Here is a 20,453-nt window from a genome sequence, read left to right as displayed (position 1 = left end):
CGGGAACCGGCCCGGCGCACCGCGCGGGCCAACGGAAGCCAACTTCCGCACGGCCCGCGCCTGATGAGGCGCGGGCCCTGGGGTCGGCCCTACCGGAGCCGGGCCATCAGCGCATGCTCGACCAGCGTGATGAGCGCGCTCTTGGCCTCGCTGCGGTGCCGTGCGTCGGTGGTGATGATGGGGGTCCCGGGGCCGATCTGGAGCGCCTCACGGACCTCGTCGGGCGTGTACGGCTGCTGGCCCTCGAAGCCGTTGAGGGCGATGACGAACGGCAGACCGCTGTTCTCGAAGTAGTCGACCGCCGGGAAGCAGTCGGCGAGCCGGCGGGTGTCGACGAGCACCACCGCGCCGATGGCGCCGCGGACCAGGTCGTCCCACATGAACCAGAAGCGGTCCTGACCGGGCGTACCGAAGAGGTACAGGATCAGGTCCTGGTCCAGGGTGATCCGGCCGAAGTCCATCGCCACGGTCGTCGTGGTCTTGTCCTGGACGTGGCTGAGATCGTCGATCCCCGCCGAAGCGGACGTCATCACCGCTTCGGTACGCAGCGGATTGATCTCCGAGACCGCGCCGACGAACGTGGTCTTGCCCACGCCGAAGCCGCCCGCCACCACGATCTTCGCGGAGGTGGTGGCGCGCGCCGCGCCCCCGGAGTAACCGCTGTCAGAGCTTGCGAAGTCCACTGAGCACCCTCTCCAGCAAGGTCACGTCCGGCGTGCCGCCGGCCTCACCGCTGCCGCCGGGCTGGTGGATCGCCACCATCCCCGCCTCCGCCAGGTCCGCGACCAGAATCCGCGCCACACCCAGCGGGATGTGCAGCAGCGCCGAGACCTCGGCGACCGACTTCACCTCGCGGCACAGGTGGCAGATGCGCTGGTGCTCGGGCAGCAGCCCGGGCAGCTGGGAGGGGTCGGCGGTCGTGCTGACCAGCGCCTCGATGGCGAGCTGGTAGCGCGGCCTGGTCCGGCCTCCGGTCATGGCGTACGGGCGCACCAGCGGCTGATCACCTTCGCTCCCGTACGGCGCCTGGCTGTAGGCGCCGTACGGGCCGGAAGTGGCAGGTGGCGGGGTCATGGGTCCTCCGGACGGGACAGAGCTCTGTCGTCGGGTTGGGCCGGTGGGGGGTGGCGGCTCGAATGGATGGTGGGGTGCTGGACGGTACGGCGCTGCGGACGCCTCAGTGCAGCAGGCTGCCTTGCAGTTCGGCGCGCAGGTCCGGCGTCAGCACCGTTCCCGCGCGGTCGACCAGCAGGGCCATCTCGTAGCCGACCAGGCCGATGTCGCACTCGGGGTGCGCGAGCACGGCCAGCGACGATCCGTCGGAGACGGACATGATGAAGAGGAACCCCCGCTCCATCTCCACCACGGTCTGGTTCACCGTTCCGCCCTCGAAGATGCGGGAGGCGCCGGAGGTCAGCGACGTCAGCCCGGAGGCCACCGCCGCGAGTTGATCGGCGCGGTCGCGCGGGAAGCCCTCGGACATCGCGAGGAGCAGCCCGTCCGCGGAGACCACCACCGTGTGCGACACCCCGGGGGTGTTGTCCACGAAGTTGGTGATCAACCAGTTCAGGTTCTGCGCCGCCTGGCTCATCGGACTCAACTAACGCTCCTGCTGGTGAGTGGGATCGACGGTGCCGTGGGTGCCGGTGGTCGACGTCCCGGCCTGTCGGCCCTGCTGGATACCCCGACGCAGATTGGTCAGCCGGCCGCGCACGTCGCTGGGCGAGCGCGAGACCTGAGGACCGCTCTGGTGGGACTGCTGCTGCTGTGCGGTGCCCGCGACGAGGTTCGCACGCGGGACCCGCCGGGGCAGCCCGGAGGTGGTGATCCCACCCGAGGCCGGCTGGCGGATCTGCTCCGCCTGGCGCCAGGTCTCGTCGTTCGGCGAGCTGCGCCACTGCGCGGAGGGGTCGGCCGGCGCTTCGTTGCGCGCGGCGTCGACCGGTGCCTCGCGGCGGGCACCGGCGTCCGGCGCGGACCCGCGGCGCGGCAGCGGCGCCGCGTCGGCGGTGTCGGTGCCCTGCGGCGGCACACCCGCGGCGGCGGACGCCGGGTGGCTGAACCAGTTGGACTCGATGGTGTCGAAGATCGGCGTACGGCCGTCCCCGGGACCGGCGTCCGCGCCGCCCAGCACATCGCCGTCCGGCACACCGCGGCCCTGCGGCTGCTGCGGCTGCTGGAACTGGCCGTTGTTCTGCCGCTCGCCGACGTACGGGGCGGGCCCGGCGTCCGACTGCTGCTGGAACTGGCGGGCGTCGAGCTGTCCGGTCTCGTACGGGTCCGGCTCGGCGAGCTGCGGGAACTCACCGGTCGCGTACTGGCCGGTGTCGCTGTCCGGGCGCGCGTACTGGCCGGTGTCGGCGTCCGGACGCGCGTACTGGCCGGTGTCGGCGTCCGGACGCGCGTACTGGCCGGTGTCACCGGAGTCCGCGGCCGTGCCACGGCCGGCCGGGCGACCGCCCTGCGGGGCGTCCGCGGCCGGCGGCGGGCCGGAGAAGTCGGGGCGGGCGAACGCGGCGGTGTCGCCGGGGCCGCCGCTCGGCGCGGGCCGCTCGAAGCTGCCGGTGCGCTCCGGCTCCTCGTGGCCGCGCGGCTGGTCCTGCGTCTCGCGGGGCGCCATCGGCCAGTCGTCGGAGCCACCGCGCTCACGGCGCGCACCCCAGCTCGTACCGCCGGGCTGCTGACCGCCGCGGCCGTCCTGGCCGCCCTGACCACCGGCCGGCGCGGCGCCCGGCAGCTCGCCCGCGGCGCTCCGCGGCGGCAGCTGCGGACGCTCCTCGCGGCGCGGTGCGCCGGTCGGCGGCGCCACAGTGGCCGCCGGGCCGCCGTCGGCACCACGGGTGGGCAGCGGGCGCGCCCCACCGGGGCGGGCGCCGGTCGGCGCGGAGGCGTTCGGGGTGCCCGCACCGGGACCACCGGTGCGGCCGCCGGGCGCCGGCGAACCGAACGCACCGGGTGCGCCGCCGGGGCCCCCGCGGGCGGGCAGCGCGGGGCGCTGGCCGGACGCCGGACCCGCACCGACCTGACCGCGCGGCTGGAGCCCCGCGAGTCGGCTGGAGGGCGTGCCGCCGGCCTCGCCGGAACCGCTCTTGGCGTTGCTGGGCGCCGGCTTCTTGCCGCCCTGGGCGACGTCGACCGGCAGCATGACCAGGGCGGTGGTGCCGCCGGAGTCGGAGGGGCGCAGCTGGATGCGGATGCCGTGCCGCAGCGACAGGCGGCCGACCACGAACAGACCCATGCGCCGGGACACCGAGACGTCCACGGTCGGCGGGCTGGCCAGCCGCTCGTTGATCGCCGACAGGTCCTCGGGGGACAGGCCGATACCGGTGTCGTGGATCTCGACCAGCACCCGGCCGTCGGGCAGCGCGTGACCGGTGACCTTGACCTTGGTCTGCGGGGAGGAGAACGAGGTGGCGTTCTCCAACAGCTCGGCGAGCAGGTGCACGAGGTCGTTGACGACCCGGCCGGCGACCTCGGTCTGCGGAACGGCGTTGAGCTCGATCCGCTCGTACTGCTCCACCTCGGAGGCGGCCGCGCGCAGCACGTCGACCAGCGGAACCGGCCGCGTCCACCGGCGTCCCGGCTCCTCACCCGCGAGGACCAGGAGGTTCTCACCGTTACGGCGCATACGCGTGGCGAGGTGGTCGAGCTTGAACAGCGAGGACAGCTGGTCCGGGTCGGCCTCGCGGGACTCCAACTCGGAGATCAGCGAGAGCTGGCGCTGGATCAGGCCCTGGCTGCGGCGCGAGAGGTTGGTGAACATCGCGTTGACGTTGCCTCGCAGCAGCGCCTGCTCGGAGGCGAGGCGGACCGCCTCGCGGTGCACGTCGTCGAAGGCCGCGGCCACCCGGCCGATCTCGTCCCGGCTGTGCACACCGACCGACTCGACGGAGGTGTCCACGTCCTGCGGGTCGGACTCCGACAGCTGCTTGACCAGCTCGGGCAGCCGGTCCTGGGCGACCTTCTGCGCGGTGTCCTGCAGCCGGCGCAGCGAGCGGACCATGGACCGCGCCACGACGAACGCGCCGACCAGCGAGACGCCGAGGACGAGCAGGATCACCGCACCGTTGATGATCGCGTCCTGCGTCGCCTCGTTGCGCAGCTCGCGGGACTTCTGCTCCATCTCGGACAGCAGCGTGGTCTCGATCCGCGACATCTCGTCGATCTTGACGGTGTCGGAGTCGTACCAGTCGAGGTAGCGGTAGTCCTGGCTGCGGATGCCGGAGCTGCTGGCGAAGGCGCGGTGCGCGAAGGCGACCGCGGCCTTGATCTCGTCGTTGTTGCCGTCGAGACCGCGGGTGAGCGCGCCGGCGTCGTTGGCGTAGATCTGCTGGAAGCGGCCGCGCGCCGCCTTCTCGCTGTCCTCGGCGTTACGGCCGGCCTGCCGGTCGTTGGAGGACAGCTCCGGGCCGCCGTCGTGGGCGAGGCCGGCACTGACCAGGGCGCGCTGGATCGACGCGTACTCCTTGGCGGACGAGAACGCCGCCAGCGCACGGGTCGAGCGGATCATCTCCGGGTTGCTGGTCGCCTGCGCCATGTCCTGGGAGAGCGACAGCAGCGAGTTGATCAGCTGGTTGTAGCTGGTGACGGTGCGCGCCGCGTTGCCCTCGTCCTGGTAGGCGTCGGCGCGGATCTCGTTGAGGTTGTTGAGCTGGCGGGCGATCTCCAGAACGGTCGCCCGGACACCGGCCATCGTGGAGTCCTGGCCCCGGATGTCGTCCGTGGCCTGGTTGAACGACAGCTTGGCGCGGTCGGTCGCCTCGCGGGGCGCGACGACGTTGGCGTCGTCCTTGACGTTGCCGCTGCCGGCCAGCGGACCGGCCGACTTGTCCCGCTCCACCTGCAACGCGTCGGCGAGCTCGGTCGCCTGACGCGTCATCTCGGTCAGCAGCTGCATCTTGTCCAGCTGGTCGATGTTCTCCAGCTGGGTGCCGATACGCATGCCGCCCAGCGTGGTCGCGGCGACGACGGGAAGCGCGAGCAGGGAGACCAGGCGCGTACTGATGCGCCAGTTGCGCAGCGCTATTCGCGAGCCGGGGCCGCTGGGGCCCTTCGAGGCGGAGCGCTTGCCGCCGTCCGCGGCGTCGCCGCCCGGCGCCTGGCTGCCCCCGTCGACGGGCAGTGTGCCCCCGGCGGATCCGCTGCTCTGGGCGCGCTGGGGCGAGGAGCCGCGGTCGGTCCCGCCGCGGAGCTCCGGGTCCGCCGCAGCGCTGCCATCCCTCTTGAAACGTCCCTGCACTAGCGTCGCAACCTCTGGACCAGGCGTCCCACCTCGGCGGGACGGTGTCGAGTCGTAATAGGGGACCGCTTAAGTCCCCCAAGGCGGTCGTGAGTGACCGGCGGGCTTCCCTCTCTGGCCGAGAGAGCGGCACCACCGCGCGGCGCCACATTGCGCCCTGCACGCCGGTTGAAACATGCGGCGGTCCGTGGAATTCCAGCACAGTGCAGGACCTCCAACAAGAGCGGAGGCGTCCGCTGTGACATGGGTGACGCAATGTATGGACCACGTCACGACTTGTAGAGGTTTCTGCGGTAGATAACGGACTTTTGCCCGCGAGTCGATCGCCCTCACCCGCTGTCCCAGGTGCGGTGATCGGGAGCGGAACGTGCGCTTCAATCCGCCATTGTCCGATTCGCCCAAGGATGTTGATCAAGGAAAATGCGGCATTTGTCACACAGTTCGTGAGCAAACTCACAGGAAGATCGTCGAGTTCTCCATCACTTCGCAGGGAATAGCCCGCATAGCCTGACGCTTTACACGGTTGCCGGAAACGACAAGACGGCTTTCCGCGACCTCTTTCCGTCCCTTTGACCTTCGCGAGGCATGCAGCAGTGAAGACGACGATGATGTTCCGCAACATAGCCAATCCGCGGCGCACCACCCTGGCCCACCTCACCGACGCCGACGAGCTCGGCGCCACCGCCCCCGAGGTGCCGGAGCACACCGTCGAGCTGCCCCAGCAGACCGCCAACCCCCGCCGCACGGTCCTGATGGACGCGCCGGAGCAGGGCGTCCCGGCGTAATCGCGCTGCGGACGGGCCGCGGCCCCGCGATAGCCTGGAGTGTCAACTCCGGCCAGTGATCAATGAGGGGCAGCGGCAACCCGTGCGCATCGCCAGATTCTCCATCGACGGCAACGTCGGCTTCGGCGTCGTCGAAGGCGACGAACTCGACGTCATCAAGGGGCATCCCTTCGCGGAATTCGAGCGCTCGGGGCAGAAGGTCCCGCTGGACAAGGTCCGGCTGCTGCCGCCCGTCCTGCCCAACAAGGTCGTGGGCGTGGGCCGCAACTACGCCGAGCACGCCGCCGAGCTGGGCAACGACGTCCCTGACGTGCCGGTCACCTTCTTCAAGCCGTCCACCTCGGTGGTCGGCCCCGGCGACCCCATCGCCTACCCCTCGTTCTCCGAGGAGGTGCACCACGAAGCGGAGCTGGCCGTCGTCATCGGCCGGATGTGCCGCGAGGTGCCCCGCGAGCGCGCCAAGGACGTCATCCTCGGCTACACCTGCGCCAACGACGTCACCGCGCGCGATGTCCAGCGGCGAGAGAAGCAATGGGCCCGGGCCAAGGGCTTCGACAGCTCCTGCCCGCTCGGCCCCTGGGTCGAGACCGAGCTCACCCCGGCGGACGTCGCGGCGGGCCTGGCGATCCAGTGCACCGTCAACGGCGAGCAGCGCCAGCTCGGCCGCACCAGTGACATGGTCCGCCCGATCGAGGACCTCATCGTCCACATCACCGAGGCGATGACCCTGCTCCCCGGTGACGTCATCCTCACGGGCACCCCGGCCGGGGTCGGCCCCCTCAACGTCGGCGACGAGGTCGCCGTCACCATCGAAGGCATCGGCACTCTCACCAACAAGGTGATCAAGCGTGGCTAACGCGACCCCCGTCCGCGTCCGTTTCAGTCCCTCCCCGACCGGCAACCCCCATGTCGGCCTGATCCGTACGGCCCTGTTCAACTGGGCCTACGCACGGCACAACAAGGGCACCCTGGTCTTCCGGATCGAGGACACCGACGCGTCCCGCGACTCCGAGGAGTCCTACAACCAGCTGCTGGACTCCTTCCACTGGCTCGGCTTCGACTGGGACGAGGGCCCCGAGGTCGGCGGCCCGCACGCGCCGTACCGCCAGTCCCAGCGGATGGACATCTACCGGGACATCGTCGAGCGGCTCCTGGCCGCCGGCCACGCCTACCACTGCTACTGCACCACCGAGGAGCTCGACGAGCGCCGCGACGCCGCCCGCAAGGCCGGCAGGCCCTCGGGCTACGACGGCAAGTGCCGCGAGGTGAGCGCCGAGCAGAAGGCCGCGTACGAGGCCGAGGGCCGCACCGCGATCATCCGCTTCCGGATGCCCGACGAGCCGATCACCTTCACCGACCTGGTGCGCGGCGAGCTGACCTTCACCCCGGAGAACGTCCCGGACTACGGCATCGTGCGCGCCAACGGCGCCCCGCTGTACACCCTGGTCAACCCCCTCGACGACGCCCTGATGGGGATCACCCACGTCCTGCGCGGCGAGGACCTGCTCTCCTCCACCCCCCGCCAGATCGCCCTCTACCGGGCCCTGATCGAACTGGGCGTGGCGAAGGAGATCCCGGCCTTCGGCCACCTGCCCTACGTCATGGGCGAGGGCAACAAGAAGCTCTCCAAGCGCGACCCGCAGGCATCCCTCAACCTCTACCGCGACCGCGGCTTCCTGCCCGAGGGCCTGCTGAACTACCTTGCGCTGCTCGGCTGGTCCTTCTCCGCCGACCAGGACATCTTCTCGGTGCCGGAACTGATCGAGAAGTTCGACATCGCGGACGTCAACGCCAACCCGGCCCGCTTCGACCTGAAGAAGGCCGAGGCGATCAACGCCGACCACATCCGGCAGCTGGACGTGAAGGACTTCATCAGGGCCTGCGAGCCCTGGCTGAAGGCCCCGTTCGCCGACTGGGCCCCGGAGGACTTCGACGAGGCCGCCTGGCAGGCCATCGCCCCGCACGCCCAGACCCGCCTCACGGTGCTCTCCGACATCACCGCCAACGTCGACTTCCTCTTCCGCAAGGAGCCGGTCGAGGACGAGGCGTCCTGGACGAAGGCGATGAAGGGCGACCCGGTCGCGCTGCTCACCACGGCCCGCGCCAAGCTCGACGCCGCCGACTGGACCGCGGGCCCCGAGCCCCTCAAGGAGGCCGTGCTGGCCGCCGGCGAGGAGCACGGGCTCAAGCTCGGCAAGGCCCAGGCCCCCGTCCGGGTGGCCGTCACCGGCCGCACGGTCGGCCTGCCCCTCTTCGAGTCCCTGGAGGTCCTCGGCAAGGAGCGCACCCTCCAGCGCATCGACGCGGCCCTGGCCAAGCTGGCCGGCTGACCTCGCAGCCACCCCTCGGGCCCGGACGCCGCACGGCTTCCGGGCCCGAGGCGTACCCGGACGGCTCGGGCTAGATTGCCGGTATGCCCGTCCGCGCCGTCCTGTGGGACATCGACGACACCCTCTTCGACTACACCGGGTCGGACCGCGCCGGTGCGCTGCGCCACCTGAAGGCGGAGGGACTGCTGGCCGCGTACGGCGGCGAGGAGGCGGCGCTGGCGCGTTGGCGCGCCGCCATGGAGACCGAGTTCGCCCGCCTCCTCGCAGGTGAGGTGGGGTTCCTCGACCACCGCAGAGGGCGCGCCCGGAGGTTTTTGGGCACCGAGCTGAGCGACGACGAGGCGGACGCCTGGTTCGCCCGGTACGTCGCGCACTACGAAGCGTCCTGGGTGCTCTTCCCGGACTCCGCACCCGCCCTGGAGGCGCTGGCGCCGCTGGTCCGCCAGGCGGTGCTGTCCAATTCCTCCACCGCCAACCAGGAGCGCAAGCTGGCCGCCCTGGGGATCCGCTTTCGTTTCGAGGCCGTGCTGTGCGCCGACGAGCTGGGGCACGCCAAGCCCGCCCCCGAAGCCTTCACGGTCGCCTGCGACGCGCTCGGCCTCCCGCCCGAGGAGGTGCTCTACGTCGGCGACCGGCTCGACATCGACGCGCTCGGTGCCCGGGACGCCGGGCTGGCCGCCGTATGGCTGGACCGCACGGACACCGGCGAGGAGCTGCCACCGGGCATCCGGCGGATCGCGAGCCTGGCGGAGCTCCCCGAGCTGTTGCGCGGAGTTATCGGTTTTGGAGCCCCGTCCACGATCAGGTAATGTTCTTCCTGCGCCGCCCGAGAGGGCCGAAAGGTCCGGCCGGGAGGCGCAGATCAAATCAGCCCCCCGAGGGGGGTTGCGCTTTGATGGCCTATGGTGTAATTGGCAGCACGACTGATTCTGGTTCAGTTAGTCTAGGTTCGAGTCCTGGTAGGCCAGCTCGCAGAGCTCATCTGCAAAGCCCCCGTTGTGTAGCGGCCTAGCACGCTGCCCTCTCAAGGCAGTAGCGCCGGTTCGAATCCGGTCGGGGGTACAGATCCTTCCCAGGGAGACAGTCCGGGTCGCACCCACTGTCACTCATGCAGGATCGCTAGGGCCCCCGTTGTGTAGCGGCCTAGCACGCCGCCCTCTCAAGGCGGTAGCGCCGGTTCGAATCCGGTCGGGGGTACTGGTCTAAACCACCATGGGCTATGGTGTAATTGGCAGCACGAGTGATTCTGGTTCATTTAGTCTAGGTTCGAGTCCTGGTAGCCCAGCGCAGCGTGTCCTCGTGACAGGCTCAACTGCAGGAAAACTTGCCCCCGTTGTGTAGCGGCCTAGCACGCCGCCCTCTCAAGGCGGTAGCGCCGGTTCGAATCCGGTCGGGGGTACAGAAGAGGAAGGCCCTCCGCATCATGCGGGGGGCCTTTCCGCGTCAAGGGCCGTCGCCGAAGCGCTTGTTGGACTCCTCGGCCTCCGCCAGCCGGCGCAGGCTCAGCAGCACCGGCTCGTAGAGCACGGTCAGTGCCACCGCCGCCTCCACCCGCTCCGCCGGGGTCCGGTACTCCTCGACCAGGTCCAGCTCGCTCACCGCGAGCCCGGCCGCCGAGCGGGCGTAGGGCAGCAGATCCGCGAGGCCGCACGGGTAGCCGAGGCGGTGCAGCGCGGCGATGGCCGCGACCAGCGTCTGGAAGGCCCGGGCGTGGTCGGCGATCGCCAGCCCGTAGTGCCAGCCGACGCGTTCCAGCAGCTCGGCGGCGGTGTGCCGGGCCAGGTCCGTCGAGGGATCGCGCTCCTCGGGCCCCCGGCCGGTCGGGAGCGCCTCGACGGCCGTGGCCAGGCGGGAGAGCTGGTCGTGGGAGTCGTCCTCGACGGCGGTGATCACCTCGCGGGCGGTGCTCACCGGCACCCGGCCGATCTGGATCAGGGCCCGGACGAGCCGCAGCCGCCGCAGATGCTCCTCGTCGTACTCGGACTGGGTGGCGGTGATCCGGCGGCCCGGAGGCAGCAGCCCCTCGCGCAGGTAGTACTTGATCGTGGCGGTGGACACCCCGCTGCGCTCACTGAGCTCTGCCAGTCGCATGACTCTTGCGCCCTTCATTAGAGAGTGGCACTATCCAAACATGGATAGCGCCGCTATCCAACGCCGGGCGGCGTGACGAAGGGGGTTGTCATGGGTGGTAAGCCGGTGCAGGGGCGGATGACGGCGGACGGTACCGACGGGGTGGTGATCTTCCTCATCGGTATGCGGGTCAACAAGTGGCGGGCGGTGCGCAGTTGGCTTCCGGTGTTCCGGGCGATGCCGCGCATGCTCAAGGAGCTGGCGCAGGACCCGGCGCGGGGGCTGCTCGGCGTCCGCCCCATGCCGGGGCTGCGGAACTTCTCGGTCCTGCAGTACTGGGAGTCCAAGGAGAAGCTGCTGGCGTACGCGAGCGACCAGAACGGTGAGCACCGGCCGGCCTGGGCCGCCTTCAACCGGCGGGCGCGCGCGGGCGGGGACGCGGTCGGCATCTGGCACGAGACCTACGTCGTGCCGGCGGGCTCGTACGAGACCATCTACGGCGATATGCCGCCGCACGGCCTGGGGCGGGCCCGCGGCCTGGTGCCGGTGGGCCGCCGCGGGGAGCGGGCGGCACAGCGCCTGGGGGACTGAGGCGGGGCGACAGAGTCGAAAGGGGGCGGCCCCTGTACGGATCATCCGCACGAGGCCGCCCCTTTTGGCGGGTGTGACCGCAACCGACAACGGCTTCCGCCCCGCTCCGCACCGGCGCGGGGAGGTCAGCCGCTTCGCCGCAGGCCCTCGGAGAGGCGGGCCGCCGCGTCGATGACCGCCTGGGCGTGCATCCGGCCCGGGTGGCGGGTCAGCCGCTCGATCGGTCCGGAGACCGAGACGGCGGCCACCACGCGGTTGGAGGGGCCGCGCACGGGGGCGGAGACGGAGGCCACGCCCGGCTCGCGCTCACCGATCGACTGGGCCCAGCCGCGGCGCCGTACGCCGGACAGGGCGGTGGCCGTGAAGCGCGCGCCCTGGAGGCCGCGGTGCAGCCGCTCCGGCTCCTCCCAGGCCATCAGGATCTGGGCGGCCGAGCCCGCCTTCATCGGGAGCGTGGAGCCGACCGGGACGGTGTCCCGCAGTCCGGACAGCCGCTCCGCCGCCGCCACGCAGATCCGCATATCGCCCTGCCGCCGATAGAGCTGGGCGCTTTCGCCCGTCACATCGCGCAGGTGGGTGAGCACCGGCCCGGCCGTGGCCAGCAGGCGGTCCTCGCCGGCCGCCGCGGCCAGCTCGGAGAGCCGCGGGCCCAGGATGAACCGGCCCTGCATGTCCCTCGCCACCATCCGGTGGTGTTCCAGAGCCACGGCCAGCCTGTGGGCCGTGGGTCGTGCAAGCCCTGTCGCCGCGACCAGCCCGGCGAGGGTGGCCGGACCGGACTCCAGGGCGCTCAAAACCAGAGCCGCCTTGTCGAGAACGCCGACGCCGCTAGAGTTGTCCATGCAACGATACTCGCGTCTCACACTGTGAAACGCAAGTTCAATTTTCCAGGGAAGTCGTCAATCTGTAGGTGTGGCCCTCGACCAGGGCCCGGCGTAAGGCCCGGCAGGGGGATTTCTGCGGGCACCCGCGCATGGACGAGCAAGGCCGGCAAAGCGGCCGGCCGGAGGGAAAGCGATGGGACGGACACTCGCGGAGAAGGTCTGGGACGACCATGTCGTCCGGCGCGCGGAAGGCGAGCCCGACCTCCTCTTCATCGATCTGCACCTGCTGCACGAGGTCACCAGCCCGCAGGCGTTCGACGGCCTCCGCAAGGCCGGCCGCCAGGTGCGCCGGACGGACCTGACCATCGCCACCGAGGATCACAACACCCCGACCCTCGACATCGACAAGCCCATCGCCGACCCGGTCTCGCGCACGCAGCTGGAGACGCTGCGCAAGAACTGCGCGGAGTTCGGCGTCCGGCTGCACCCGCTGGGAGACGTCGAGCAGGGAGTCGTCCACGTCGTGGGACCGCAGTTGGGACTGACCCAGCCCGGCACCACGGTGGTCTGCGGTGACAGCCACACCTCCACCCACGGAGCCTTCGGCGCCCTGGCGTTCGGCATCGGCACCAGCCAGGTCGAGCACGTCCTGGCCACCCAGACGCTGCCGCTGGCCCCCTTCAAGACCATGGCGATCACCGTCGACGGCGAGCTGCCCGAGGGCGTCACCGCCAAGGACCTGATCCTGGCGATCATCGCCAAGATCGGCACCGGCGGCGGTCAGGGCTACGTCCTGGAATACCGCGGCCCGGCCATCGAGAAGCTGTCGATGGAAGCCCGGATGACCATCTGCAACATGTCGATCGAGGCGGGCGCGCGGGCCGGCATGATCGCCCCCGACCGGACCACCTTCGACTACCTCCAGGGCCGCGACCACGCGCCCCAGGGCGAGGACTGGGACGCCGCGGTCGCGTACTGGAAGACGCTGCGCACCGACGACGACGCGGTCTTCGACGCCGAGGTGCATATCGACGCCGCCTCGCTGTCGCCGTTCGTCACCTGGGGCACCAACCCCGGCCAGGGCGCGCCGCTTTCGGCGAGCGTCCCCGACCCGGCTTCGTACAAGGACGCCTCGGAGCGGCTGGCCGCCGAAAAGGCCCTGGAATACATGGGGTTGACGGCGGGTCAGCCGCTGCGCGAGATCACCGTGGACACCGTCTTCGTAGGTTCGTGCACCAACGGCCGCATCGAGGACCTGCGCTCCGCGGCCGCCATCCTCCAGGGCCGCAAGGTCGCCGACGGCGTACGGATGCTGATCGTTCCCGGCTCGGTGCGGGTCTCCCTGGAGGCCGTCGCCGAGGGCCTGGACAAGGTGTTCACCGCGGCCGGCGCCGAATGGCGGCATGCGGGCTGCTCGATGTGCCTGGGCATGAACCCCGACCAGCTGGCGCCCGGTGAGCGCTCCGCGTCCACCTCCAACCGCAACTTCGAGGGCCGTCAGGGCAAGGGTGGCCGTACCCACCTGGTCTCGCCGCAGGTCGCCGCCGCGACGGCGGTTCTCGGCCATCTGGCCTCACCGGCCGACCTGTCCGACGTCGCCGTCGCCACGCCCGCGGGAGTCTGAACCATGGAAGCTTTCACCACCCACACCGGCCGGGCCGTCCCGCTGCGCCGCAGCAACGTCGACACCGACCAGATCATCCCGGCCCACTGGCTGAAGAAGGTCACCCGCGACGGCTTCGAGGACGGGCTGTTCGAGGCCTGGCGCAAGGACCCGGAGTTCGTCCTCAACCAGGAGGCGTACAAGGGCGCCACGGTGCTGGTCGCCGGCCCCGACTTCGGCACCGGCTCCTCGCGCGAGCACGCCGTCTGGGCGCTGCAGAACTACGGCTTCAAGGCCGTCATCTCCTCGCGCTTCGCGGACATCTTCCGTGGCAACTCCCTCAAGAACGGGCTGCTGACGGTGGTCCTGCCGCAGGAGACCGTGGACCGGCTGCAGCAGCTGGTCGAGGCCGACCCGACCGCCGAGGTGACCGTCGACCTGGTCGACCGGCAGGTCCGCGCGCAGGGCGTCACCGCCGACTTCGAGCTGGACGAGAACGCCCGTTGGCGTCTGCTGGAGGGGCTGGACGACATCAGCCTCACCCTTCGGGAGGAGCCCTCCATCGTGGCGTACGAGGCGAACCGGCCGTCGTTCAAGCCGCGTACGATGGAGGTCTGACCTCGGGTTTTATGGCTCAAAGCCATATTGCGTACGATGCGCCCCCTGTGCAGTTGGCAGGGGGCGCATCTGCTTGTTCAGGCTGCTGTTGAGGCCCCGTGAAGCGACAACTCGCCGCAGATGGCACAATTAGCGCATGGAACGCGACGACCAACTCAAGCTCTACGGTCTCGTCGCCGACCGTCTCAAGGACGCACACGCAAGAGTGCGGACACTGCAAGTCCCGGAGGGCGTACGGATGGCGCTGAACCGGAAGCTGCTCGTCATCACGGCCGCGGCTAAACACGATCTTGCGGACGCGGCAAGGCGTCTGGAGTGGTTCATGGAAGACCTCGACGAAGGTCGTTATCCCGAAGATGTGCACGCCGACGGAAGTCCGTGAAGGTCGAGTTCGTTGCGGCACAAGGGTGATTAGCCCGTTTCGTGTTTGATTTGCGGTATATATCTGCCTAACGTGCGAAAAAGCTTGGAAACTTTCGTTCCAGCAATGTCTCCGAAGGGGAAGACGTGAACAAGGCGCAGCTCGTAGAAGCCATTGCCGACAAGCTCGGCGGCCGCCAGAACGCCGCGGACGCGGTCGATGCGGTACTCGACGCAATCGTCCGCGCAGTTGTCACCGGCGACCGTGTTTCGGTCACCGGATTCGGCTCGTTCGAGAAGGTCGACCGTCCGGCCCGTTACGCCCGTAACCCGCAGACGGGTGAGCGCGTGCGGGTCAAGAAGACCTCAGTGCCGCGTTTCCGCGCCGGTCAGGGCTTCAAGGACCTGGTGAGCGGCTCGAAGAAGCTCCCCAAGGGCGGCGAGGTCGCCGTCAAGAAGGCCCCCAAGGGCAGCCTGACCGGCGGTGCGGCCATCAAGAAGGCCGCCGCGAAGAAGGCCACCGCCAAGAAGGCCGCCGCGAAGAAGGCGACCACCGCCAAGAAGGCCGCGGCGAAGAAGACCACCACGGCGAAGAAGGTCACCGCCAAGAAGACGACGGCGAAGAAGACCACCGCCAAGAAGGCGACCACCGCCAAGAAGGCCACCACGGCCAAGAAGGCCACCACGGCGAAGAAGGCCACGGCGAAGAAGACCGCCCCCGCCAAGAAGGCGACGGCGAAGAAGGCCCCCGCCAAGAAGGCCACCGCCCGCAAGACCACCGCGAAGAAGACCACCGCCCGCAAGCGGTAACCAGCAGCGGCGACGCCATGCGTCGGGCCGGTCTCCCTCCGGGGAGCCCGGCCCGCGGTGCGTTCGGGCGCCGTCTAGGCTCTGTGCCATGCAGGCCACCGCGTACACGTACGACTCCGACACCCGCTCCGGCAGCGTGCTGCTGGACGACGGCACCCCGCTGCCCTTCGACGCGGCGGCCTTCGACGCCGGCGGTCTGCTGCTGCTGCGGCCCGGTCAGCGGGTCCGGATCGAGGTCACCGGCGAGGGCGACGCCCGGCATATCGACCTGATCACGCTCCAGACGCTCTGACCGGCGGCGGCAGCCGCGGCGCCTGGCGGGCCGTGTGCGGGCCCACGCCCAGCGCCAGCGCGGCCAGCAGGTCCTCCCCGGTGTCCACGTCCCGGCGTACCGACACCACGTCCGGTGTGGTGATCTCCCGCGCTCCGGACGCCAGGTGACGGGCCCGCGAGGCGCCGCCGAATGCCGGTGCCAATTCCACTCCGGAAGTCGCGGTCAGAAGTGTTGTCCCGATATCCGCCGCATCCGCGAGAAATGCACGGGGAAATAGCGAAGCGGAATGGAGCACCAGTTCCAGTTCGGTCGGGCGCAGTGCCGGAAGGTCGGCGTTCAACGCGGCGACCGGCGCGCCCGGCCGGTGCGCCCGCACCGTGCTCGCCCCATGGGCCAGTGCCGCGTTGAGCCCGCGCGCCGGTGTGTCGGGCACGATCCGCGCCCCGAGGGCCGTAAGACGCTCCCCGGCGAGCGGATCATCCGTGACAACCACCACATCCCGTACGTCTTCGCAGGCCAGCGCCGCTGTCACGGTATCCAGGGCGAAGGCCAGGGCCAATCGGGGCCGAAACTCCTCGCCGGCCGCCCCAGAGAGCCTGCTCTTGGCCCGCACCAGCGGCTTCAGCGGCACGACCAGGCTCCAGCCCACATCCGCTCCGTCTCTTCGCATCGGCGCCATTCTCACCCGCTGCCGCCGCTCTCCGGGAGCGCCGGGGTTACGGTGTCCTCGACATAGCGGGTACCTGGGGCGACACTTGTGCGGCTGCCGGCCCGCAGCAGCATCACAGGTCCCACAAGGAGGGTGTCCCAGTGTCCCGCCGCAGAATCGGCTTCTGGTACCGCTTGGCCGCGGTCATCTGCAAACCGCCGCTCTTGGTTCTGTTCAAGCGGGACTGGCGGGGAATGGAACACATTCCAGCCGACGGCGGTTTTATCACCGCGGTCAACCACAACTCGTATCTCGACCCGCTCTCGTATGCGCACTATCAGTACAACACCGGGCGGGTCCCCCGATTCCTCGCCAAGGCCGGACTCTTCAAGAGCGGCTTTGTCGGTCTGATGATGCGCGGCACCGGCCAGATCCCCGTCTACCGGGAAACCACCGACGCCGCCACCGCGTTCCGCGCCGCCGTCACCGCCATCCACAAGGGCGAATGCGTCGCCTTCTACCCCGAGGGCACCCTGACCCGCGACCCCGAGCTGTGGCCCATGCAGGGCAAGACCGGTGCCGCGCGGGTGGCCCTGCTGACGAAGGCGCCGGTCATCCCCGTCGCGCAGTGGGGCGCCAACGACGCGATGCCGCCGTACGCCAAGGAGAACAAGCTCCAGCTGCTCCCGCGCAAGACCCTGAAGGTCAAGGCGGGACCGCCGGTCGACCTGAGCGCGTACTACGACCAGGAGCCGACCGCCGAGGTGCTGCGGGCCGTCACCGACCGCATCATGGCCGCGATCACCGAGCAGCTCGCCGAGCTCCGCGACGAGCCGGCGCCGGCCGAACCGTACGACTGGCGCAAGGCGATCGCCCAGGAGCGCCGCGCCGCCCGGGAGGCCGCCAGGACCGGCCGGACCGCCGTGACGGACCGGGCCGCCGAGCCGGCCGCCGCCACCGAGGGCGCCGCCGCCCCGCAGCAGGCCCGAAGCACCCAGCAGGCACAGGAGGATGAAGGCAAGTGACGCGCTGCGCCGTCTACGGCACGGGGTCCTGGGGCACCGCATTCGCGATGGTGCTGGCCGACGCGGGATGCGAGGTGACCCTGTGGGGGCGCCGCGCCGGCCTCGTCGACGCCATCAACAGCGGCCGCACCAACCCCGACTACCTGCCGGGGGTCGAGCTCCCCGCGTCCGTACGGGCCACCACCGACCCCGCACAGGCGGCACGGGACGCGGAGTTCACCGTCCTGGCCGTCCCTTCCCAGACGCTGCGCGGCAACCTCGCCGAGTGGGCGCCCCTGCTGCCCTCCGACACGATCCTGGTCTCCCTGATGAAGGGCGTCGAACTGGGTACGGCCAAGCGCATGAGCGAGGTCATCGAGGAGGTCGCCAAGGCCCCCGCGGAGCGCGTCGCCGTGCTGACCGGCCCCAACCTCGCCAAGGAGGTCGCGGCCCGGCAGCCCGCCGCCGCGGTCATCGCCTGCACCGACGAGTCGGTCGCCCGACGGCTGCAGACCGCCTGCCACACCTCGTACTTCCGCCCGTACACCAACACCGACGTGGTGGGCTGCGAGCTGGGCGGCGCGGTCAAGAACGTCATCGCGCTCGCCGTCGGCATCGCCACCGGCATGGGCCTGGGCGACAACGCCAAGGCGTCCCTGATCACCCGGGGGCTCGCCGAGACCACCCGGCTCGGCCTGGCCATGGGCGCCGACGCGCACACCTTCGCGGGCCTGGCCGGTATGGGCGACCTCGTCGCCACCTGCTCCTCGCCGCTGTCGCGCAACAACACCTTCGGCACCAACCTCGGCCGCGGGATGACGCTTCAGGAGACCATCGCGGTCACCAAGCAGACCGCCGAGGGCGTCAAGTCCTGCGAATCCGTACTGGATCTGGCCCGCCGGCACGGCGTCGACATGCCGCTCACCGAGACGGTCGTGGACATCGTCCACGAGGGCAAGCCCCCGATGGTGGCCCTCAAGGACCTGATGTCGCGCACCGCGAAGTCCGAGCGGCACTAAGGGCTCTCCCGTAATCCCCGGTCCGGATACGCCCAGTGTCCGGACGCCCCTCCGCCTTGCGATGCGGCTCGGCTTCCAAGGAACGGACGAAGGGCCGAGACGGAGTTCGCGGTGGGACCCCTCCCGCGCTCTCAAGGCGTGGGGGAGAACGCCGTGCATCTGACGCCGTGCGCTGATCCACCGGGGATTACCGGAAAGCCCTCAGGCAGGTCCCTGAAAGGCCCTCCCGGCACCGCCACGCCACCAGTGGCCGCCGCAGCACTGACGCAGCCACTACCAGCAGGTACCCTCAACGCGATATGAGCAGCCAGACCTCCTCCCACAAGCCCCGCGTCGCCGTCGTGTTCGGCGGACGCAGCTCCGAGCACGCCATCTCCGTACTCACCGCCGGAGCCGTGCTGCGCGCCATCGACCGCGAGAAGTACGACGTGCTGCCCATCGGCATCACCACCGACGGCCGCTGGGCGCTGACCGCTGACGACCCCGACCGGATGGCCATCGCCGACCGGCAGCTGCCCAGCGTGGCCGCGCTCGCCGAGTCCGCCGACGGCTCCGTGGTGCTCCCCGTCGACCCGACCAGCCGCGAGGTCGTCTACAGCGAGCCGGGCTCGGTGCCCAAGGCGCTCGGCGAGGTCGACGTGGTCTTCCCCGTCCTGCACGGCCCCTACGGCGAGGACGGCACCCTCCAGGGCCTGCTGGAGCTCTCCGGCGTGCCCTACGTCGGCTCGGGCGTACTCGCCTCCGCCGTCGGCCAGGACAAGGACTACATGAAGCGGGTGTTCACCTCTTTCGGGCTGCCGGTCGGCCCGTACGAGGTCATCCGCCCGCGGGAGTGGGACCGCGATCCCGCCGCCGCCCGCAAGAAGATCGTGGACTTCGCCGCGGAACACGGCTGGCCGCTCTTCGTGAAGCCCGCCCGGGCCGGCTCCTCCATGGGCATCAGCAAGGTCGACGACCTCACCGGCCTGGACGAGGCCATCGAGGAGGCCCGCCGGCACGACCCCAAGATCCTCGTGGAGTCGCTGCTGCGCGGCCGCGAGATCGAGTGCGGGGTGCTGGAGTTCGAGGACGGCCCGCGGGCCAGTGTCCCGGCCGAGATCCCGCCGGTGACCGCGCACGACTTCTACGACTTCGAGGCCAAGTACATCGACTCGGCCACCGGGATCGTGCCGGCGCCGCTGACCGCCGAGCAGACCGCCAAGGTCCAGGAGCTGGCCGTCGCGGCCTTCGAGGCGGCCTCCTGCGAGGGCCTGGTGCGGGCGGACTTCTTCCTCCAGGAGAACGGCGAGTTCGTGATCAACGAGATCAACACGCTCCCCGGGTTCACGCCCATCTCCATGTACCCGCGGATGTGGCAGGAGAGCGGTGTGAGCTACCCGGAGCTGATCGACCGGCTGCTCCAGGCCGCACTGCGGCGCTCGACGGGGCTGCGCTAGACGCCCTTGGGCACGGTCCTGCGCACGGCGCCCGCGAGGTCGGTGAGCACATCGACCTCGGGGGCGTACTTCCCCGGGACGGTCACCTCGACATACGCCTTGCGCAGCACGGTCGTGAAGCGGTAGCCGTCGTCCTGCTTCTCGAAGAGCCATTCGACGCCGTTGACTTCCGCCGCGTCGGCCTTGGGGTTGTAATGTTCACTCCCGTACGTCAGGACGTCGGGCTTCGGCACCCCGCAGCGCAGTTTCACGGCAGGATCGCCCCATATGGCAGTGAAGTCGGAAACGGGCTCGGCGGCACGCCGCGCCAGCCCGTCCACGGTCCGCGGCAGTTCCTTGTGGAGCGCCCGGCAGTGCCGTGCCGCCTCACCGGGGGGTGAGGGGACGGCCACGTCCTGGGAAGACGAACAGCTCACCGCGCCGACCAGCACGGTGAGCAAGGGCAGGGCCAGGTACCGGCGACGTGCACAGATCACCCGGCCGAGCATACGGGGGAGCTACAGATGAACGACCGGACAGGTAAGGGTGCGGGTGATGCCCTCCACCTGCTGGACCTTGGCGACCACCATCCGACCCAGTTCGTCGACGGTGTCGGCCTGGGCGCGCACGATGACGTCATAAGGGCCGGTCACGTCCTCGGCCTGCAGCACGCCGGAGATCTTCGAGATCACCTCCGCTACCGCCGAGGCCTTGCCGACCTCGGTCTGGATCAGGATGTAGGCCTGTACCACGGAACCTCCAGGGCGGCTACGAGGATCATGTGGGAAGAAGGGACGCCACGGTACCGCGTCACCGCGCGGAGCGGGGAGACCCGCGCGGTGAACAGGAGAAGTGGGGCGCA

Annotated in this window: 22 protein-coding genes and 5 tRNA genes; 18 read left to right on the top strand and 9 right to left on the bottom strand. The window is 70.4% G+C overall.

From position 1 onward, the window contains the following. Nucleotides 1-89: 89 nt before the first annotated feature. From ACZ4NB_RS24180 to ACZ4NB_RS24165, 4 genes are all read right to left on the bottom strand, one after another. On the bottom strand, nt 90-683 hold the full coding sequence (locus ACZ4NB_RS24180; protein WP_467664610.1) for a GTP-binding protein: 594 nt from the start codon (nt 681-683) through the stop codon (nt 90-92). Further along, nucleotides 664-1,074, bottom strand: a complete 411-nt coding sequence (locus ACZ4NB_RS24175) for a DUF742 domain-containing protein (protein ID WP_030087818.1) — start codon at nt 1,072-1,074, stop codon at nt 664-666. The genes ACZ4NB_RS24180 and ACZ4NB_RS24175 overlap by 20 nt, the downstream gene beginning before the upstream one ends. Before the next feature lie 103 nt (nt 1,075-1,177). Next, entirely contained in the window at nt 1,178-1,591 is a 414-nt protein-coding gene (locus ACZ4NB_RS24170; protein WP_018087200.1) for a roadblock/LC7 domain-containing protein, read from the bottom strand. A 9-nt stretch (nt 1,592-1,600) separates the two neighbouring features. Next, the gene (locus ACZ4NB_RS24165) at nt 1,601-5,239 is read right to left on the bottom strand and encodes a sensor histidine kinase (protein WP_467664609.1); all 3,639 of its coding nucleotides are present in this window, start codon (nt 5,237-5,239) and stop codon (nt 1,601-1,603) included. Nucleotides 5,240-5,832: 593 nt separating this feature from the next. Here ACZ4NB_RS24165 and ACZ4NB_RS24160 point away from each other — a divergent pair. The 9 genes from ACZ4NB_RS24160 to ACZ4NB_RS24120 all read left to right on the top strand — a co-directional run bounded on the left by ACZ4NB_RS24160 (nt 5,833) and on the right by ACZ4NB_RS24120 (nt 9,753). Next, the gene (locus tag ACZ4NB_RS24160; RefSeq protein ID WP_393493942.1) at nt 5,833-6,024 is read left to right on the top strand and encodes a hypothetical protein; all 192 of its coding nucleotides are present in this window, start codon (nt 5,833-5,835) and stop codon (nt 6,022-6,024) included. Nucleotides 6,025-6,106: 82 nt separating this feature from the next. Next, nucleotides 6,107-6,880, top strand: a complete 774-nt coding sequence (locus tag ACZ4NB_RS24155) for a fumarylacetoacetate hydrolase family protein (RefSeq protein ID WP_467664607.1) — start codon at nt 6,107-6,109, stop codon at nt 6,878-6,880. Next, a complete protein-coding gene (gltX, locus tag ACZ4NB_RS24150) occupies nt 6,873-8,354 on the top strand; it encodes a glutamate--tRNA ligase (protein WP_467664605.1) in 1,482 nt (493 codons plus the stop codon). The genes ACZ4NB_RS24155 and gltX overlap by 8 nt, the downstream gene beginning before the upstream one ends. A gap of 83 nt (nt 8,355-8,437) precedes the next feature. After that, complete coding sequence (locus ACZ4NB_RS24145; RefSeq protein WP_467664603.1) at nt 8,438-9,163, top strand: HAD family hydrolase; 726 nt, start codon at nt 8,438-8,440, stop codon at nt 9,161-9,163. Nucleotides 9,164-9,250: 87 nt separating this feature from the next. Further along, nucleotides 9,251-9,322: transfer RNA gene (locus ACZ4NB_RS24140), tRNA-Gln, on the top strand. Between the two features lie 21 nt (nt 9,323-9,343). Then, nucleotides 9,344-9,416: transfer RNA gene (locus ACZ4NB_RS24135), tRNA-Glu, on the top strand. A 62-nt stretch (nt 9,417-9,478) separates the two neighbouring features. After that, nucleotides 9,479-9,551 (top strand) — tRNA-Glu (locus ACZ4NB_RS24130). Nucleotides 9,552-9,567: 16 nt separating this feature from the next. Continuing rightward, a tRNA-Gln gene (locus ACZ4NB_RS24125) sits at nt 9,568-9,639 on the top strand. A gap of 41 nt (nt 9,640-9,680) precedes the next feature. After that, nucleotides 9,681-9,753: transfer RNA gene (locus ACZ4NB_RS24120), tRNA-Glu, on the top strand. 44 nt (nt 9,754-9,797) lie between these two features. Here the strand turns inward: ACZ4NB_RS24120 and ACZ4NB_RS24115 are convergent. Beyond that, nucleotides 9,798-10,445, bottom strand: coding sequence for a MerR family transcriptional regulator (locus ACZ4NB_RS24115; RefSeq protein WP_467664601.1), 648 nt, complete (start codon nt 10,443-10,445; stop codon nt 9,798-9,800). Nucleotides 10,446-10,535: 90 nt separating this feature from the next. On the opposite strand from ACZ4NB_RS24115, the gene ACZ4NB_RS24110 reads away from it, so the two are divergent. Then, entirely contained in the window at nt 10,536-11,015 is a 480-nt protein-coding gene (locus tag ACZ4NB_RS24110; RefSeq protein ID WP_467664599.1) for a DUF4188 domain-containing protein, read from the top strand. Between the two features lie 125 nt (nt 11,016-11,140). On the opposite strand, the gene ndgR is transcribed toward ACZ4NB_RS24110, so the two are convergent. After that, nucleotides 11,141-11,857, bottom strand: coding sequence for an IclR family transcriptional regulator NdgR (gene ndgR / locus ACZ4NB_RS24105; protein WP_006602884.1), 717 nt, complete (start codon nt 11,855-11,857; stop codon nt 11,141-11,143). Between the two features lie 175 nt (nt 11,858-12,032). Here ndgR and leuC point away from each other — a divergent pair, with 175 nt between their 5' ends. The 5 genes from leuC (at nt 12,033) to ACZ4NB_RS24080 (ending at nt 15,522) form a co-directional block, all read left to right on the top strand. After that, the gene (gene leuC / locus ACZ4NB_RS24100) at nt 12,033-13,463 is read left to right on the top strand and encodes a 3-isopropylmalate dehydratase large subunit (RefSeq protein WP_467664597.1); all 1,431 of its coding nucleotides are present in this window, start codon (nt 12,033-12,035) and stop codon (nt 13,461-13,463) included. A 3-nt stretch (nt 13,464-13,466) separates the two neighbouring features. Further along, nucleotides 13,467-14,060, top strand: coding sequence for a 3-isopropylmalate dehydratase small subunit (gene leuD, locus ACZ4NB_RS24095; protein ID WP_384433747.1), 594 nt, complete (start codon nt 13,467-13,469; stop codon nt 14,058-14,060). Nucleotides 14,061-14,196: 136 nt separating this feature from the next. Beyond that, entirely contained in the window at nt 14,197-14,442 is a 246-nt protein-coding gene (locus tag ACZ4NB_RS24090) for an SCO5555 family protein (protein ID WP_384433744.1), read from the top strand. A 125-nt stretch (nt 14,443-14,567) separates the two neighbouring features. Next, nucleotides 14,568-15,230, top strand: coding sequence for an HU family DNA-binding protein (locus ACZ4NB_RS24085; RefSeq protein WP_393493920.1), 663 nt, complete (start codon nt 14,568-14,570; stop codon nt 15,228-15,230). Between the two features lie 88 nt (nt 15,231-15,318). Then, nucleotides 15,319-15,522, top strand: coding sequence for a hypothetical protein (locus tag ACZ4NB_RS24080; RefSeq protein WP_399147158.1), 204 nt, complete (start codon nt 15,319-15,321; stop codon nt 15,520-15,522). Here the strand turns inward: ACZ4NB_RS24080 and cofC are convergent. Beyond that, a complete protein-coding gene (cofC, locus tag ACZ4NB_RS24075; protein WP_467664595.1) occupies nt 15,503-16,153 on the bottom strand; it encodes a 2-phospho-L-lactate guanylyltransferase in 651 nt (216 codons plus the stop codon). The genes ACZ4NB_RS24080 and cofC overlap by 20 nt on opposite strands. Nucleotides 16,154-16,314: 161 nt before the next feature. Between cofC and ACZ4NB_RS24070 the strand changes: the two genes are divergently transcribed. From ACZ4NB_RS24070 to ACZ4NB_RS24060, 3 genes are all read left to right on the top strand, one after another. Beyond that, nucleotides 16,315-17,178 carry a lysophospholipid acyltransferase family protein gene (locus ACZ4NB_RS24070; protein WP_467664593.1) on the top strand — a complete coding sequence of 288 codons (864 nt, stop codon included), beginning with the start codon at nt 16,315-16,317 and terminating at the stop codon, nt 17,176-17,178. Next, nucleotides 17,175-18,176 carry an NAD(P)H-dependent glycerol-3-phosphate dehydrogenase gene (locus tag ACZ4NB_RS24065; protein WP_467664591.1) on the top strand — a complete coding sequence of 334 codons (1,002 nt, stop codon included), beginning with the start codon at nt 17,175-17,177 and terminating at the stop codon, nt 18,174-18,176. Before ACZ4NB_RS24070 ends, ACZ4NB_RS24065 begins: the two co-directional genes overlap by 4 nt. 299 nt (nt 18,177-18,475) lie before the next feature. Beyond that, nucleotides 18,476-19,612 (top strand): D-alanine--D-alanine ligase family protein, encoded by a 1,137-nt coding sequence (locus ACZ4NB_RS24060; RefSeq protein ID WP_467664589.1) that lies wholly within the window; start codon nt 18,476-18,478, stop codon nt 19,610-19,612. Here the strand turns inward: ACZ4NB_RS24060 and ACZ4NB_RS24055 are convergent. Both ACZ4NB_RS24055 and ACZ4NB_RS24050 read right to left on the bottom strand, forming a co-directional pair. Then, complete coding sequence (locus tag ACZ4NB_RS24055; RefSeq protein ID WP_467664587.1) at nt 19,609-20,100, bottom strand: DUF3515 domain-containing protein; 492 nt, start codon at nt 20,098-20,100, stop codon at nt 19,609-19,611. The genes ACZ4NB_RS24060 and ACZ4NB_RS24055 overlap by 4 nt on opposite strands. 9 nt (nt 20,101-20,109) lie before the next feature. Next, on the bottom strand, nt 20,110-20,343 hold the full coding sequence (locus ACZ4NB_RS24050) for an Lrp/AsnC ligand binding domain-containing protein (protein WP_384433720.1): 234 nt from the start codon (nt 20,341-20,343) through the stop codon (nt 20,110-20,112). Nucleotides 20,344-20,453 lie beyond the last annotated feature (110 nt).

The sequence above is a fragment of the Streptomyces sp. NPDC026575 genome, assembly GCF_055567415.1.
This window is presented reverse-complemented; position numbering and strand designations above follow the sequence as displayed.

What these genes read in the sequence shown, in the direction of transcription:
- ACZ4NB_RS24080 (WP_399147158.1), top strand. Translation starts at nt 15,319, where the DNA reads ATGCAGGCCACCGCGTACACGTACGACTCCGACACCCGCTCCGGCAGC.
- ACZ4NB_RS24060 (WP_467664589.1), top strand. Translation starts at nt 18,476, where the DNA reads ATGAGCAGCCAGACCTCCTCCCACAAGCCCCGCGTCGCCGTCGTGTTC.
- ACZ4NB_RS24110 (WP_467664599.1), top strand. Translation starts at nt 10,536, where the DNA reads ATGGGTGGTAAGCCGGTGCAGGGGCGGATGACGGCGGACGGTACCGAC.
- ACZ4NB_RS24055 (WP_467664587.1), bottom strand. Translation starts at nt 20,100, where the DNA reads ATGCTCGGCCGGGTGATCTGTGCACGTCGCCGGTACCTGGCCCTGCCC.
- ACZ4NB_RS24175 (WP_030087818.1), bottom strand. Translation starts at nt 1,074, where the DNA reads ATGACCCCGCCACCTGCCACTTCCGGCCCGTACGGCGCCTACAGCCAG.
- ACZ4NB_RS24115 (WP_467664601.1), bottom strand. Translation starts at nt 10,445, where the DNA reads ATGCGACTGGCAGAGCTCAGTGAGCGCAGCGGGGTGTCCACCGCCACG.
- ACZ4NB_RS24090 (WP_384433744.1), top strand. Translation starts at nt 14,197, where the DNA reads ATGGAACGCGACGACCAACTCAAGCTCTACGGTCTCGTCGCCGACCGT.
- ACZ4NB_RS24145 (WP_467664603.1), top strand. Translation starts at nt 8,438, where the DNA reads ATGCCCGTCCGCGCCGTCCTGTGGGACATCGACGACACCCTCTTCGAC.
- leuC (WP_467664597.1), top strand. Translation starts at nt 12,033, where the DNA reads ATGGGACGGACACTCGCGGAGAAGGTCTGGGACGACCATGTCGTCCGG.
- ACZ4NB_RS24170 (WP_018087200.1), bottom strand. Translation starts at nt 1,591, where the DNA reads ATGAGCCAGGCGGCGCAGAACCTGAACTGGTTGATCACCAACTTCGTG.
- leuD (WP_384433747.1), top strand. Translation starts at nt 13,467, where the DNA reads ATGGAAGCTTTCACCACCCACACCGGCCGGGCCGTCCCGCTGCGCCGC.
- ndgR (WP_006602884.1), bottom strand. Translation starts at nt 11,857, where the DNA reads ATGGACAACTCTAGCGGCGTCGGCGTTCTCGACAAGGCGGCTCTGGTT.